Annotated in this window: 15 protein-coding genes; 7 read left to right on the top strand and 8 right to left on the bottom strand. The window is 70.2% G+C overall.

Going from position 1 to position 14,178, the window contains the following annotated elements; all coding sequences use genetic code 11:
- Positions 1 to 145: 145 nt before the first annotated feature.
- The gene (locus AC1DW3_RS07860; protein ID WP_477930228.1) at positions 146 to 1,759 is read right to left on the bottom strand and encodes a response regulator transcription factor; all 1,614 of its coding nucleotides are present in this window, start codon (positions 1,757 to 1,759) and stop codon (positions 146 to 148) included.
- 52 nt (positions 1,760 to 1,811) lie between these two features.
- Here AC1DW3_RS07860 and AC1DW3_RS07855 point away from each other — a divergent pair, with 52 nt between their 5' ends.
- Positions 1,812 to 2,699 (top strand): EamA family transporter, encoded by an 888-nt coding sequence (locus AC1DW3_RS07855; protein WP_477930278.1) that lies wholly within the window; start codon positions 1,812 to 1,814, stop codon positions 2,697 to 2,699.
- Between the two features lie 10 nt (positions 2,700 to 2,709).
- Positions 2,710 to 3,330 carry a hypothetical protein gene (locus AC1DW3_RS07850; protein ID WP_477930226.1) on the top strand — a complete coding sequence of 207 codons (621 nt, stop codon included), beginning with the start codon at positions 2,710 to 2,712 and terminating at the stop codon, positions 3,328 to 3,330.
- Here AC1DW3_RS07850 and AC1DW3_RS07845 read toward each other — a convergent pair.
- Positions 3,321 to 4,115 (bottom strand): isocitrate lyase/PEP mutase family protein, encoded by a 795-nt coding sequence (locus tag AC1DW3_RS07845; protein WP_477930224.1) that lies wholly within the window; start codon positions 4,113 to 4,115, stop codon positions 3,321 to 3,323. The two genes, AC1DW3_RS07850 and AC1DW3_RS07845, sit on opposite strands and share 10 nt — an antisense overlap.
- 191 nt (positions 4,116 to 4,306) lie before the next feature.
- Between AC1DW3_RS07845 and AC1DW3_RS07840 the strand changes: the two genes are divergently transcribed.
- From AC1DW3_RS07840 to AC1DW3_RS07825, 4 genes are all read left to right on the top strand, one after another.
- On the top strand, positions 4,307 to 4,675 hold the full coding sequence (locus AC1DW3_RS07840) for a methylglyoxal synthase (RefSeq protein ID WP_477930222.1): 369 nt from the start codon (positions 4,307 to 4,309) through the stop codon (positions 4,673 to 4,675).
- Positions 4,676 to 4,697: 22 nt separating this feature from the next.
- Positions 4,698 to 6,806 carry a putative bifunctional diguanylate cyclase/phosphodiesterase gene (locus AC1DW3_RS07835; protein WP_477930221.1) on the top strand — a complete coding sequence of 703 codons (2,109 nt, stop codon included), beginning with the start codon at positions 4,698 to 4,700 and terminating at the stop codon, positions 6,804 to 6,806.
- A 71-nt stretch (positions 6,807 to 6,877) separates the two neighbouring features.
- Complete coding sequence (locus tag AC1DW3_RS07830; protein WP_477930219.1) at positions 6,878 to 7,042, top strand: hypothetical protein; 165 nt, start codon at positions 6,878 to 6,880, stop codon at positions 7,040 to 7,042.
- An 85-nt stretch (positions 7,043 to 7,127) separates the two neighbouring features.
- The gene (locus AC1DW3_RS07825; protein ID WP_477930217.1) at positions 7,128 to 8,828 is read left to right on the top strand and encodes an NAD(P)/FAD-dependent oxidoreductase; all 1,701 of its coding nucleotides are present in this window, start codon (positions 7,128 to 7,130) and stop codon (positions 8,826 to 8,828) included.
- Here the strand turns inward: AC1DW3_RS07825 and AC1DW3_RS07820 are convergent.
- The 3 genes from AC1DW3_RS07820 to AC1DW3_RS07810 all read right to left on the bottom strand — a co-directional run bounded on the left by AC1DW3_RS07820 (position 8,825) and on the right by AC1DW3_RS07810 (position 10,182).
- Positions 8,825 to 9,199, bottom strand: a complete 375-nt coding sequence (locus AC1DW3_RS07820; protein WP_457351238.1) for a zf-TFIIB domain-containing protein — start codon at positions 9,197 to 9,199, stop codon at positions 8,825 to 8,827. The genes AC1DW3_RS07825 and AC1DW3_RS07820 overlap by 4 nt on opposite strands.
- 99 nt (positions 9,200 to 9,298) lie before the next feature.
- On the bottom strand, positions 9,299 to 9,946 hold the full coding sequence (locus AC1DW3_RS07815; RefSeq protein WP_477930215.1) for a glutathione S-transferase family protein: 648 nt from the start codon (positions 9,944 to 9,946) through the stop codon (positions 9,299 to 9,301).
- Positions 9,943 to 10,182: a hypothetical protein gene (locus tag AC1DW3_RS07810; RefSeq protein ID WP_477930213.1), complete on the bottom strand. Its 240-nt coding sequence runs from the start codon at positions 10,180 to 10,182 to the stop codon at positions 9,943 to 9,945. The genes AC1DW3_RS07815 and AC1DW3_RS07810 overlap by 4 nt, the downstream gene beginning before the upstream one ends.
- A 26-nt stretch (positions 10,183 to 10,208) precedes the next feature.
- Here AC1DW3_RS07810 and AC1DW3_RS07805 point away from each other — a divergent pair, with 26 nt between their 5' ends.
- Positions 10,209 to 10,490 carry a DUF427 domain-containing protein gene (locus AC1DW3_RS07805; RefSeq protein ID WP_477930211.1) on the top strand — a complete coding sequence of 94 codons (282 nt, stop codon included), beginning with the start codon at positions 10,209 to 10,211 and terminating at the stop codon, positions 10,488 to 10,490.
- Here AC1DW3_RS07805 and mltA read toward each other — a convergent pair.
- The 3 genes from mltA to apaG form a co-directional block, all read right to left on the bottom strand.
- Entirely contained in the window at positions 10,474 to 11,466 is a 993-nt protein-coding gene (gene mltA / locus AC1DW3_RS07800; RefSeq protein ID WP_477930209.1) for a murein transglycosylase A, read from the bottom strand. The genes AC1DW3_RS07805 and mltA overlap by 17 nt on opposite strands.
- Before the next feature lie 207 nt (positions 11,467 to 11,673).
- Positions 11,674 to 13,650 (bottom strand): site-specific recombinase, encoded by a 1,977-nt coding sequence (locus AC1DW3_RS07795; protein WP_477930207.1) that lies wholly within the window; start codon positions 13,648 to 13,650, stop codon positions 11,674 to 11,676.
- A gap of 151 nt (positions 13,651 to 13,801) precedes the next feature.
- On the bottom strand, positions 13,802 to 14,176 hold the full coding sequence (gene apaG, locus AC1DW3_RS07790; RefSeq protein ID WP_477930205.1) for a Co2+/Mg2+ efflux protein ApaG: 375 nt from the start codon (positions 14,174 to 14,176) through the stop codon (positions 13,802 to 13,804).
- Positions 14,177 to 14,178 lie beyond the last annotated feature (2 nt).

Raw genomic sequence — 14,178 nt, 5'->3', positions numbered from 1 at the left:
CCAACCCAGGGCCCGCGCTCATGCCGCCGGCCCGGGTTCGTGGTCGTCCTGTCCGGGGTGAGGCCACTGTGCGGCCGCCTCCCGACCCCGCCCATCCCCCGCGGCGGGGGACCCGCGAGCGCGGGGAGGAGATTCCCTCAGCTCGTCAACCCGCGACGCCGATGACGCCCAGGGCGCGCGCGCGTGTCACCGCATGCTTGCGTGAGCCGGCCTCGAGCTTGGCGTAGATCTTCTTCAGGTGGGATTTGACGGTCTCGTCGCTGACCGCCAGCGCGGTGGCGATCTCCTTGTTCGCATAGCCGCGTGCCACCAGCACCAGCACTTCGCGCTCCTTGGGGCTGAGCAGGCGCTCGGCCGCCGTCGCGCCGGCCCGCATGGGCACCGGACCGCGGCGCAGGGCCGCCGGCGTCTGGCTCAGGCGCATGCGCTCGGCCTCGCCGTCCTTCAAGGCCAGGGCCTGGCGGGCATGGCCATAGGCGCGGGCCATGTCGCCCACCGCCGCCCAGTCCTCGGCCAGCGCGACATGCAGGGACGCCGGCGCCTTCCATCCGGCGATCTTGAGCCCCTCGGCCAGCGTCGCCTCGCCATGATGCAGGGCCGCGTTCGGCAGGGCCAGGCCGGGCGGGGGCGGCAGGCGCGGGTGGCGGCGGTGCATCTCGGTCAGCACCTCCTGCACGCCGATGACGAGGGCATTGAAGCCATGCCGGTTGATGAGCTGCTCGGCCTCGACCAGGGCCTGCTGGGCCGCCTCGATCTGCCCGGCCGCCGACAGCGCCCGCGCCAGTCCCAGCAGATTGACGGTCAGGTTGTCGGTCGAACGCGCCACGCGATACATCGCGATGGCCTCGGCCATGGGACCGACGGCCTCGACGCCGCGGCCCAGGGCCAGCAGGGTCTGGGCCAGCTCGGCACAGGCATTGGCCTTGTTGATGCCGGGCGGCACGCTCGCCAGTGAAGCGAGCGCATCGCCGAGCAGCACCAGGGCCTCGTCGAGCCGCCCGATCTCTTTGAGCAGCGCGCCCAGCCGCGTCTCGCAGGCGCCTATCAGTGCCGGCCAGCCGGCTGCGCGTGAGTCGAGCGTCGCCTGGTCGTAGCAGGCGGCGGCGCGGTCGAACTCGCCCAGGCCCTGCAGGGCCGTGCCGGCATTGATGGTGCAGACCAGGGCATGGCGCAGCAGGCCCCAGTGGCGGGCCGTATCGGCGGCGCGCAGGAAGAGCTCGGCCGCGCGCGCCGGGTCGCGGCGCGACAGCGGCAAGGCCAGGGCCGCGTCGACAAAGGCCGCGGCTGCGGGGTCGGCGACAGCATCGGCCGCGTCGGCAGGGTTGGCGAAGCTGCGCTCATAGGCCAGCCAGGCCTGGGCGACGGCCTGGCGGCGTGGGTCGGCACCGCGTGCATGGCAGGCGGCGGCGCGGGCATGGGCGTCCATCTCGCGTTCACGCTGGCCACGTGCCTTGGCCACGCAGGCCTCGGCCAGCAGCGCATCGCCCTCCAGCGCAGGGTCGCCGGCGCGCGCCTGGGCCAGCAGGCTCTCGGCGGCGTCGAAGCGGCCTTGCAGCGCGGCGATCTCGCAGCGGGTCAGCGCCAGCCGGGCCAACAGCGGCCCCGCCAGGCCGGGCTCGGCCTGCTCGCACAGGGCCAGCGCGCGCCCGCCATCACGCTGGCGCATTTGCCAGGCGAGCGCGACCCGCGCCTCGGCGTCACCGGACTCAGCGGCGGATTCGAGAGCGGCAAGCGCGCTGGCGGGAACCAGGAATTCCATGCAAAAAATTGTAGAAGCCCGTTCTGCCTAGACTGGGGCCATGCACCCTCCCCTGCCCCTGCGCCACTTCCTGCTCGCCCTGGCCGTCGTGGCGATCTGGGGCAGCAACTTCGTCGTCATCAAGTACGCCCTGCACACGCTGCCGCCGATGACGCTGGCGGCGCTGCGCTTCGGCTTCGCCTTCGTGCCGGCCTGCTTCTTCCTGCGCCGACCCGAGGTGGGCTGGCGCAACCTGGGCGGCTACGGCGTCCTCATCGGCGTGGGGCAGTTCGGCCTGCTCTACCTGGCCATGCGCAGCCAGATCTCGCCGGGCCTGGCCTCGCTGGTGGTGCAGACCCAGGTCTTCTTCACGCTGCTGCTGGCGGTCGGCCTGCGCGGCGAACGCGTGGCGGCGTCGACCTGGCTGGGCCTGGCCCTCGCCGCGGGCGGCGTCATCGTCATCGCCTCGCATACCGATGGCGCGACGACGGCCCTGGGCCTGGGCATGGTGCTGGCGGCGGCCCTGTCCTGGGCCTGCGCCAACCTGCTGACGCAGCGCGCCGGCCGCATCGACATGCTGGCCTATGTGGTCTGGAGCAGCGCCTTCGCACTGCCGCCGCTGATCCTGCTGGCCCTGCTGGTCGACGGGCCGGCGCAGGTGGCCGCCGGCCTGGCCGCGTCCGACGCCGGCACCTGGGCGGCGGTGCTGTGGCAGTCCATCGGCAACACGCTGTTCGGCTATGGGGTCTGGAGCTGGCTGCTGGCCCGCCACCCGGCCGGGCGCATCGTGCCCATGGCCTTGCTGGTGCCGGTGTTCGGCATGGGCTCGGCCAGCCTGTTGCTCGGTGAGCCGCTGCCGTCCTGGAAGCTGATCGCCGCGGCGCTGGTGCTGGCCGGTCTGGCGATCAACCTGTTCGGAGCGCGGCTTTTGCCGGCCAGCCTCCGCCCGATCAAGGACTAAGCTTGGACGCATGGAGCGCCGCGCCCTGCTGTTGAGCCTGCTGCCGTTGTCTGCCGCCGCGGCACCGCCGGCCGTCGCCTTGGTCGTCGAGTGGCGCTGGGTGGACAGCAACCTGCCGCCCGCCGCCCAGGCTGGCGTGCGCGATGGCGCCGTCGTCGTCGGTACAGCCGGCACGGTGTCGCCACGCGGCCCCGGCGTGGTCACATCGACCGTGCAGTCAGCGCCCCAGCCGGTTCAGCGCGTGCTGGTGCAGAACGGCCAACGCGCCGCCACCCGGCTGACCACGCGCGAGCCGCTGCAATGGGTGGACGCCGTCGTCCAGCTCGACCCGGCCTCCCGCAACCCGCAGCGCGTCTACGCCAGCCCGCGCAGCGGCGAGCGCCGCACGACGCAGAGCTTCGCCGTCACGCCCACCTGGCCCGGCGGCAGGGCGCCGGTGCAGGTCGAGTTCGACATCGACACAGGGGACAGCGCCTTCCAGTCGACGCTGCAGTTGCCGCTGGAGCGCTGGCAGACCGTGGCGCGCAGCGGCAGCACCGCCCCGCCGGCGCCGCGGGGGACCTTGAGCAGCGCCGATGCGGCCGGCCGGCCGGAGCGCGAGCTGCAGCTGCGCGTGTCGCTTCAGCCTTGAACCGAAGCCAAAGCGCCGTTGATCTGCGGATAGGGCGCGGCGCCGTCGAACAGCTCGGTGCCCGCGCCATGCTCGAGGAAACCCGCCGCCGCCCGCTGCGCCCGGCCCCAGGCCGCCTCGGCGATGGCGCTGCCGGCCGAAATGCGGCGCACGCCCAGGCGCTGCAGCTCGTCCAGGCCGGGCAAGGCCGGCCGCGCCATCACGTTCAAGGGCAGGGGCTGGCCGCCCACCAGGGCCTGGATGTCGGCCACCGTCGTCACGCCGGGGGCGAACAGGCCGTCGGCGCCGGCCGCCGCGTAGTCACGCGCGCGCAGCAGCACTTCTTCGACGGCGCGGCCCGGCGCGAGGTTCTTCAGCCAGACGTCGCAACGTGCATTGATGAAGACATCCACGCCGGCCCGGGCCGCGGCGGCCTTGATGGCTTCGATCTTGCGGCACAGCAGGGCGGGCGCGTCAGCCCCGTCCTCCAGGTTGATGCCGACGGCGCCGGCCTCGGCGAACTTCAGGATGTTGTCGGCCACCGTGGCCGGGTCATCGCTGTAGCCGGCCTCGCTGTCGGCCGACAGTGGCACCCGCGCGACACGGGCGATGCGCCGCAGGGCCGCAGCATGCTCCGCGACAGGCAGGTGATTGCCATCCGGGTAGCCCAGGGCCCAGGCCAGGCCGGCACTGGTCGTGGCCAGGGCGGGCACGCCCTGTGCCTGCACCAGGACCGCACTGCCGGCGTCCCAGACATTGGCGATCTTCAGGAGCTCGGGGCCCTGGTGGAGCTGGCGGAAGTTCATGGCGTTTGTACCGTTGGCGAGATAGATTGGCGATGCTGCCCGGGGCCGCTGCCAGACCATGGCAGCAGGCCGACGGCGGGTACGTGCAGTAACAGGTCCAGCCAATGACGCAATGTGCCAAGTCTTGCGCGTTCGTCGTCACGTCTTGCGTGTAACGTCAATCCTTTGCAGAACTCACCGCCTCCCCGACCATGAAGCTCGCCTTGATCGCCCACGACGGCAAGAAGGACGCCATGATCTCCCTGACCGCCGACTTCCTGCCGCTGCTGCGCCGCTGCCAGCTGATGGCGACCGGCACGACGGGCACGCGATTGAACGCCGCCCATGGCCTGACCATCGAACGCGTGCTTAGCGGCCCGATGGGGGGCGATCTGCAGATCGGCGCGCGGCTGGCCGTGGGCGAGCTGGACGGCGTCATCTTCCTGCGCGACCCGATGACGCCCCAGCCGCACGAACCCGACATCAATGCCCTGGTGCGCGCCTGCGATGTGCACGACGTGCCCTGCGCCACCAATGTGGCCACGGCACGGCTGCTGCTGACGCGCTGGAGCGAGTCATGACGCCCGAGGTGCCGGCGACCCCATGAGCAGCCCCACCAGGCCCCTGAGCCGGCTGTCGCGGCGGCTGCGCATCCGCACCCGGCTGGGCCTGGCCTTCGGCCTGCTGCTGCTGCTGCTGATGGGCCTCGCGGCCCTGTCGGTGCACCGGCTCACGGGGCTGTCGGAGGCGCTCAACCGCATCGTCGATGACCAGGCCGTCATCCGCGACTCGGTCAACGAGATCAACCGCAATGCCGAGGCCGTCGCGCGCAAGCTGCTGGTGCTGATGAGCCCCGACGCCGAGTTGCGCGTGGGCGCCTATCCCGAGATCGCCTCCGCCAACAACCGGCTCGACGACGCGATGCAGCGCCTGGCCATGGTGCTGCCGCCGGGGCCGCGCAGCGAGCGCCTGGCCGAGGTACGCCTGCGGCTGGCGGACTACCGCGCCAGCTACGTCGACGTGCGCAGCCTCATCGAGCGCGACGACTTCCAGGCCGCCCGGGCCCTGCTGGGCAGCGACACCGAATCCGCCCTGTCCCTCTTCGTCAGCGCCATCCACCAGCTCGCGGCCAGCGAGGAGCGCGCCGGCACCGCCCAGGCGCGCGAACTGCGCGACCAGATCGACGTCGACCGCACGCGCGTGCTGGCCCTGTGCATAGGCGCGCTGATTGCCGGCGCCTTGCTGGCCGTGGGCGTCACGCGGTCCATCGTCAACCCGCTCAAGCGTGCCGAAGACGGCGCCGAGCTGATCGCCCAGGGCCAGTACGGCCACCGCATCGAGATCGACTCGGCCGACGAGCTCGGCCACATGGCCGCCGCGATGAACACCATGGCCGAGGCCGTCGGCGAGCGCGAGGCCGAGTTGCGCCGCCTGGCCGACATCGACCTGCTGACTGGCCTGCCGCAGCGCGCCCGTTTCATCGCCGACGGCGACCGCCTGCTGGCCAAGCTGCCCGAGCGCGAGCAGCAGGCCGTGCTGATCTGCATCGACGTGGACCGCCTCAAGGCCGTCAACAGCGTGCTGGGCTTCGACGCCGGTGACGCGCTGCTGCGCGGCGCGGCGGCCAAGCTGGAAGGCCTGTTCGAGGGCGTGGCCGCCTATGGCCGCCTGGCCGGCGGCACCTTCGCCGCCCTCGCCCCGGTGGCGCGCCTGGACCACGGCACCGCGCTCGCGGCCCAGTTGCGCGAGGAGGTCGAGCACAAGCTCAGCTGGCAGGGCCAGTCCCTGGACCTGTCCGTGTCCCTCGGCGTGGCCCACTGGCCCGAACATGCCGCCGACACCGAGGCCCTGCTGCGCCGCGCCGAGCAGGCCATGTTCGAGGCCAAGCGGCTGCGCCAGGACGTGGCCGTCTTCAACCCCAGCGCCGAGGCCGCGCGCGCCCTGCACCTGAGCCTGCTGTCCGACCTCGCCACCGCCATCCAGCAGGACCAGCTGCGCCAGTTCCTGCAGCCCAAGCGCTGCCTGAAGACCGGCCGCATCACCGGCGCCGAGGCCCTGGTGCGCTGGCAACACCCGCAGCGCGGCTGGCTGCCGCCCGGCGACTTCGTGCCCTTCGCCGAGCGCAGCGGCCGCATCCGCCAGATCACCGACTGGATGCTGGCCCGTGCCGTGCGCACGCTGGCCGCATGGGAGGCCGAGGGCCGCAAACCCATGAGCATCGCCGTCAACATCTCGACGCTGGACATCCAGGACCAGACGCTGCCGGCCCGCCTCGCCGCCCTGCTGGCCGAATACCGCGTCGACCCCGGGCAGTTGCAGCTGGAAGTGACCGAAACCGGCCTGATGTCCAGCGGCACCGACCCCATCGCCGTGCTGAACGCGCTGAAGGCCTGGGGCGTCAGCCTGGCCATCGACGACTTCGGCACCGGGCAGTCGTCGCTCGCCTATCTGCAGCACCTGCCGGTGGATGAGCTCAAGATCGACCGCAGCTTCGTGCAGGACGTCGACGGAGACCCGCGCCGCCAGGCCCTGCTGAAATCCATCGTCGGCGTCGGCCAGGGCCTGGGCCTGACCGTGACGGCCGAGGGCGTGGAGAACGCCGCCGAACTGGCCTGCATCACGGCCTGCGGCTGCGACCTGATCCAGGGTTATCTGCTGGCCAAACCGATGGATCTGCCCGACTTCGAGACCTGGTTGGGCCGTACAGGCTAAAATCCCTGCCTTTCGTCGCTTTTTGCGACTTGCCTGCCCTGCGGGCTTTTTGTTTCACTGGAGAGCCATTCATGGGCAACAAGATCGTCACCGAAGCGGATCGCCGCGCCACCCCCCGTCCCGCCGCCCCCAAGGGCGTGACCTTCACGGCCGGCAAGGGCCAGCTGTGCAGCCTGGAGCGCGGTTCCCACACCCGCTCCAAGAAGAACCCGGGCAAGCGCCCCCATTCGGGTTGAGTCGCAGGCTGACCGCCTGACGGTTCCATGCACACAGGCCCCGCGGGGCCTGTTTGTTTTTGTCGTCGGATAACTACTGACCACCATGATCCGCATCAACGAACTCCGCCTGCCGTTGAACCACGCCGAAGAGGCGTTGCGCCCCGCGGCGCTGGCCCGCCTGAAGCTGGCCGACGCCGAGTTGGCAGGCATCCACATCGCCCGCCGCGGCTATGACGCCCGCAAGCGCAGCGACATCCAGCTCGTCTACACGCTGGACTGCACGCTGGCCGAAGGTGTCGACGAAGCCGCCGTGCTGGCCCGCTTCGCCGGCGACCACCAGGTCCGCCCGTCGCCCGACACCGGCTATCACTTCCTGGCCCAGGTCGGTGAGCACACCGGCCCGCGGCCCGTCGTCGTCGGCTTCGGGCCCTGCGGCCTGTTCGCCGCGCTGATCCTGGCGCAGATGGGCCTGCGCCCCATCGTGCTGGAACGCGGCAAGGCCGTGCGCGAGCGCACGCAAGACACCTGGGGCCTGTGGCGCGAGCAGAAGCTGCACCCCGAGAGCAATGTGCAGTTCGGCGAAGGCGGCGCCGGCACCTTTTCCGACGGCAAGCTCTATTCGCAGATCTCCGACCCACGCCACCTGACCCGCAAGGTGCTGACCGAGTTCGTCAAGGCCGGCGCGCCCGAGGAGATCCTCTTCGTCAGCAAGCCGCATATCGGCACCTTCCGCCTGGTCAGCATGATCATCAAGATGCGGGCCGACATCGAGGCGCTGGGCGGCGAGATCCGCTTCCAGCAGAAGATGACCGATCTGCTGATCGAGAACGGTGCCGTGCGCGGCGTGCAGCTCGAATCGGGCGAGCAGATAGCTACGACCCACGTCGTCATTGCGCTCGGCCACAGCGCCCGCGACACCTTCACGATGCTGCATGCCCGCGGCGTACAGATGGAAGCCAAGCCTTTTTCCATCGGCTACCGCATCGAGCACCCACAGTCGCTGGTCGACGCAGCCCGCTTCGGCGTCCACGCCGGCAACGAGATCCTCGGTGCGGCCGACTACAAGCTGGTGCACCACGCCAAGAACGGCCGCTCGGTCTACAGCTTCTGCATGTGCCCCGGCGGCACGGTCGTCGCGGCCACCAGCGAGCCCGACCGCGTCGTCACCAACGGCATGAGCCAGTACTCGCGCAACGAGCGCAACGCCAACGCCGGCATCGTCGTCGGCCTGACGCCTGAGGACTACCGCCAGGACGGCAAGCGCGACGGCAGCCTCGTGAACCCGCTGGACGGCATGGCCTTCCAACGCATCTGGGAAAGCCGCGCCTATGAGCTGGGCGGCGGCGGCTATCTGGCGCCGGGCTCGCTGGTGGGCGACTTCGTCAAGCGCCAGGTGAGCAAGGAATTTGGCGACGTGGTGCCCAGCTACAAGCCGGGTGTCACGCTGACCGATTTGCAGCAGAAGGGCCGTGGCTCGCTGCCGTCGTATGCGCTGGAGGCCATCCGCGAGGCCCTGCCGGCGTTTGCGCGCCAGATCCGCGGCTTCGACCGGCCGGATGCAGTGCTGACGGGCGTGGAAACGCGCACCTCATCGCCGCTGCGCATCAACCGTGGGCGGGACTACCAGAGCGTCAATGTGCGCGGCCTGTTTCCGGCCGGCGAGGGGGCGGGGTATGCGGGCGGGATCATGAGCGCTGGCGTTGACGGCATCGAGGTGGCCGAGGCCCTGGCGGCCGATCTGCTGGGCATGCCGGACGCGCCGGTGCTGCAGGGCAAGGGGGCGAAGGCGGGTGGGCAGGTCTAGGCGCCGCGCGCCTTTGCCCTGAAGCTTTTGACGAAGTCAGAAAGCGATCGATCGGCAAGGTCCTTGTACTCGCCAGCATCGAAGAATCGCCCATTGCACGACGGGCAGGCTTCGAACCAGATATGCGGCTGATCGTTGTCCACCATCCGTGTCAGCGGCGTGTTGGCGCACACGGGGCAGGAGATGCGATCCACCGTGTTGAACCTGGCCCCGCGTTCGGCGTCTCCGGTGTCAATCTGCTCGGCGAAGTCCAACTGTTTCTTGTCTTCGAGCCGATCGAACCAGAGCCCGCCGCAAGCGCTGCACTGATCGACCGCCCCCGCTTCGGTGCTGACGGAGACCATGGATGCTTGGCACTTGGGGCAGTTCATAGCGGCAGCGGGTTAGGAAGGTTGTTCACGCAACCAGTATGCCAGCCGAGACTTGTGCACCGCGCCACGCTTGAGCGGCATGGCAAGACGGCGTCGGAGTCAATCGTCAGGAAACCGCTCGCGCCACAGCGTCGCCAACCGAGGCTCTTCATCGACACGGCGGATGACCTGCGCCATCCGCGGCGCCGCCTCGTAGAACCGCTCCCGCCACGGCCCGAAGCGCGAGATGACAGCGACATAGAGGTCCAGCACGGTCAGCTCGTCACCCAGCAGCCAGCGCCCCGGAGTCAGCTGGCGATCCATATTGGCCCAGCAGAAGGCAATGCGTTCATGCACGGCATCGACCACGACGTCGCGAGCGCTGTCGGGCGCGCCAATGCGCTTCACGTCCGGCTTGATCCAGTGCAGCGAATAGATCGCCGACGACACATAGAGCATCCAGCGCAGGAACTGCCGCCGCAGCGGGTCGTCCGCCGCAGGCGCCAGCCGCGCCTCGGGATGCAGGTCGGCCAGATAGATCAGGATGGCCGCGCTCTCCGTCATGACTTCGCCGCCCTCCAGCACCAGCGTCGGGATCTGGCGCATCGGATTCGTCGGCGCAACGCGATCACGCGCGGCGGCCTCGGCCCAGGTCGCGCCTTCGATCAGTTGGCAAGGCAGGCCCAGCAGCGTCAGCGCGGCTTCGACAGCCACAGACCCCGAGGCAGCAGCCCCATAGAGGGTGAGCGGGGCAGCGGGAGAGTTCATGGTGCGGCCATCATCCCGATCAACTCCTTCACAAACGCCAGCGCCTCCTCCCACGTCTCGAAGTGCATCTCATTGTTGAGTTCGTCCACGTCGCCATCCGGCCCCTTGTGCACGACCGACCAGCCGCCCGCGCCGCCGTCGATGGCGAGCACGCCGAACTGTCCGGGGTCGAGATCCCGGGCGCTGCCGCCGGTGATGACGATGTCGCGGCCGAGGTGGGAGTGATAGCGTCGCATCCAACCCATTCTCACGGAGACCGCACATGAAGGCAGTTTGGAACGGCGTGACCATCGCCGAGAGCGATGACACGGTCGTCGTCGAAGGCAACCATTACTTCCCGGCCGATTCGCTGAAGAAGGAATACACGACCTTCTCCAACCACCGCAGCGGCTGCCCCTGGAAGGGCCAGGCGCAATACCTCAGCCTGTTCGTCAACGGCGAGATGAATCCGGATGCGGTCTGGTACTACGCCGACCCCTTGCCCGCCGCGGCCGAGATCAAGGGCCGCTACGCCTTCTGGAAGGGCGTCAAGGTTTCGGAGTAGCTCCGTCGGGCCATAGCGCCCACAGCCGCAGCGCCTGCTTGGTGCGGCTGGCCTGCAGCGCGGCCTCGTCGCCCCAGCCCCAGAACAGGTCGGCGCGCACGGCGCCGGTGATGGCGCTGCCGGTGTCCTGGGCCATCACGAGGCGGCGCATGGGTGTCGTGCTGAGCGGCTCGGTGCTGTCCAGCCACAGCGGCGTGCCCAACGAGACAAAGCTGCGGTCGATGGCGACGGAGCGCCCCGGCGTCAACGGCACACCCTGGGCGCCGCGCGGGCCACGGCCCGGGTCGGGCAGCGCCTCCTCGCGGAAGTAGACGACGCGCGGATTGACGGCCAGGGCCTCGCGCACCTTGGCGGGGTTGCGGCGCGCCCAGTCACTCAGCGTGCGTGGCGTCGCGTCGCCGACCTCACCGCGATCCAGCAGCGCCCGTGCCACGGATTGGAAGGGCTGGTCGTTGTGGCCGGCGTAGGCGACGCGACTGATGCGTTCGGCGCCTGCCGCGTCGCGCACGACGAGGCGCCCCGAGCCCTGGATCTGCAATTGCAGCAGGCCGAAGGGGTCGTCCAGATAGGCCATCTCCAGCGCAGCGAAGCGCGGATTGGCCTCGATGTCCCGGCGCGGCGTGCGGCGCAGCGCGGCGTCGCCCGGCAGGGCATGCAGCGGCCACTGGAAGGCGCCCTGGCGCGTGCGGCTGGCGCTGAGCTGGGGCTCGAAGTAGCCGGTCAGCAGGCCCGTGGCCTCGCCGCCGTCGGCCTGCAGCCGCCAGGGGCGCAGATGTTTCATCAGGAAGAGCGTGGCCTCCATCGGGTCGGCGGGTGCCTGCAGCGCGGCGCGGGCACAGAACTCGGCCCAGCCGGGTGCCGGGCGCTGGCAGCCGGCCAGCAGGGCCGGCCAGGCGGCGAGCAGGTCGTCGCCTCCCCAGCCGGGCAGATCCTTCCAGTCGGCGGCGACCCAGCGCTGTGTTGCCGGCCGCGGCATGGCCGGCACCGTCGGCGCCGGCTCGGGCGGCTGCAGTGGTGGCGATGAACAGGCAGCGAGGCTTCCTAGAATGACGGCCAGCCCACCACGCGCCCACCACCCCATGCTGCTCCTTGCCCTCGAAGCCCTCGGCGCGCTGCTGATCTTTGTCTTCATCATCTGGTGGACCATGTTCTCGGGCCGCAACAAGGGCGAGCGCAAGGACGACTAGTTCTTCGCTATCAAGAAGCTCAGCGGCTGGCGCCGCAGCCGCGCACGGATGGCGGCGTAGACGCGTTTGCGATCGGTCAGGCGCACGCCGCGCGAGCGCATGGCCACCTTGAAGGCGCAGAAGAAGCTGACACCGACATTGAGCATGCCGATGCCGGCGATGCACAGCACGCAGGACCAGAAAGCCCAGGTCGTCATGACACCGATACCCAGCGCACCCACGGCCGCGGCAAGCTGACCGGTGGACAGCGTCACGTGGCGCACCTCCAGGCCCAGGCCGACGAAGCCGAGCAGTGCCGGCGCCAGGCCCAGCATCAGGCCCAGGCTGATATTGGCCGTCAAGCCCGAGATATTGGCCCGCCACCAATGTGACCAGCGCTGAGCGCGCGTCTGGCCGAGGGTCGCGACGATGCGCGGGTTCCAGGCGATGGCGCTGTCCAGGCGGTGGAAGACGAACCAGTTCTCCACCCAGCCGGCGATCATGCTGGACGCAAACAGCAGCGTGCCGGTGAAGGCGGCGAACAGCAGCGAGGGGCCGAACAGGCTCAGCGAGTGCAGCACGTATTCGGCGTCCTGCACGCCCACCAGCGGCGCGCCAAAGGCCAGCCAGCACAGGCCCTGCACGGCCAGCACAAGAGGCGCCACGACGGTGAGATTGCCGATGATGCCGGCGACCTGGGAACGCACGAGATGGGTCACCTCGTCGACAAACGCCAGCACGCCGTCGTCGCGGTCGATGGTCAGCAGCTTGTCCGCCATGGCCGGCGCCGTCATTGCGGGCTGCTTGGTCGCCACCGTCCAGTGCAGCAGGTGGATGAGCACGAAGCAGGCCGCGTAGTTCACACCGGCCCAGAAACCGCCCCAGAAGGCCGTGAAACCGAGCAGGGCGATGCCGAACTTGAGGAAGGTGGTGCCCGCCAGCACGGCGCCACCACCGGCCGCGCGACGCAGCATGTCGCGGTATTCCTCGCGGCTGCGGGTGATGTAGTGCTCGCCCGTCTCGGCACCGCGCTCGGCCACCTTGCGCGCCAGCAGCGAGTAGTGGCGCGCGAACAGCGTGCGCAGGCTGCGCCGCTCGTGCACGACGCGCACGAGGCCGGCCACCAGGCGCAGCAGCTCGCGCCGCGGCTCATGGGACAGCAGGCAGGCCAGCAGCGCCTCGATGCGGTCCAGCCGCGCGGTGAGCTGCTCGACGGAGAACATCAGGTCCACCGACACGCCGTGGGCCTCCAGATGCTCGGGCACGGTCAGCGCGGCGGCGCGGCAACGGTCCAGCAGGGCGTGCAGGTATTGCATGGCCGTGGACAGCGCGGCCGCATCCGACACCGCCCCGCCCAGTGCACGCTCGACGGCCTCCCAGGCGGCGGGCAGCTGGTGGAAGGGCTTGTCCTGCAGCAAGGGCTCGTCCATGCGCACCCGCATCGGCCCGGCCAGGCCGGCGGCGTGCACGCTGCTGACCAGCACGGTGATGGCGGCGCGCGCCTCGATGCGCCAACCATCGTCGGGCGTGGCGGCGAACAGCAGGCTCAGGCGGGCCAGCAGTTCGTCGTCGATGGCGGCGATCCAGTCCTCGTCGCGCTCGTCGCCGAAGAGCAGCTCGAACAGCGCGGCGAGGTCGCGCGTGTCGGTGGTGGCCGGCAGCAGGCGGCGGCGCAGGCGGCCGAGGAACTCGTGCCAAAGCGCCATGCGCGGCGCAAAGCCCACCTCGGCGAACAGCGCGACCGCGTCGACATCGTTCCAGACCCCGCCGATGACATTGGCGAACGCCCAGGCGTGGTCGGGATGGCGCTCCAGCACATTGAGCAGGTGCTTGAGGCGCACGATGGGCAGCGGCGTGCCCGATGAGCTCTCTTCACGCGGCGCATGACGCAGCCATTCGAGCAGGCGCACCAGCCACAGATTGCGCTCGGCGAGCGCGGCCTGCGGGTCGGCCGCGTTCAGGAGGGCGGTGAGATCCCAAGTACGGTTGGTCAATTCAGTTGTCCGTGGCATTCGCGGGCCGAGCGCCGGGCCGCTCCCTAGCCGGCCCGCCCTGGGCGATGTGCTTGCCGGTCAATCCGGCAAGCATCGCCGTCCCCGCGGGGGACCGGCCAAGGTACGCCTTGGCCGAGGGGCTTCAATAACTTCAATGCAGGGAGGCGCTATCGGCGAGGAGGAACTCGTCGACCTCGGTGTGGAAGACCTCGCAGCCCTCGGTGACGCACAGGAAGCGCCCCTTCATCGTGCCCTGGGCCGTGCCGATCTGGGCCCAGGAGCTGTACTGGAAGCTCTGGCCGGGCGCGAGCACGGGCTGGTGGCCGACGACGGCCAGGCCATCGACGACCTGCACCTGGCCACGCGCATCGGTGATTTCCCAATGCCGGCCGATGAGCTGGGACAGCACGTCGCCGCTGTTCTCGATGGTGATGGTGTAGCTGAAGGCGTACAGGCCTTGCTCGAGATGAGTCTGCTCGGGCAGGGACTGCACAGTGACGCTGCAACTGAAACGGGGGTTCGCCATCA

The sequence above is a fragment of the Roseateles sp. P2_H4 genome (assembly GCF_056403315.1).
The sequence above is the reverse complement of the archived record's forward strand: the minus strand, read 5'-3'. Positions and strand labels throughout refer to the sequence as shown.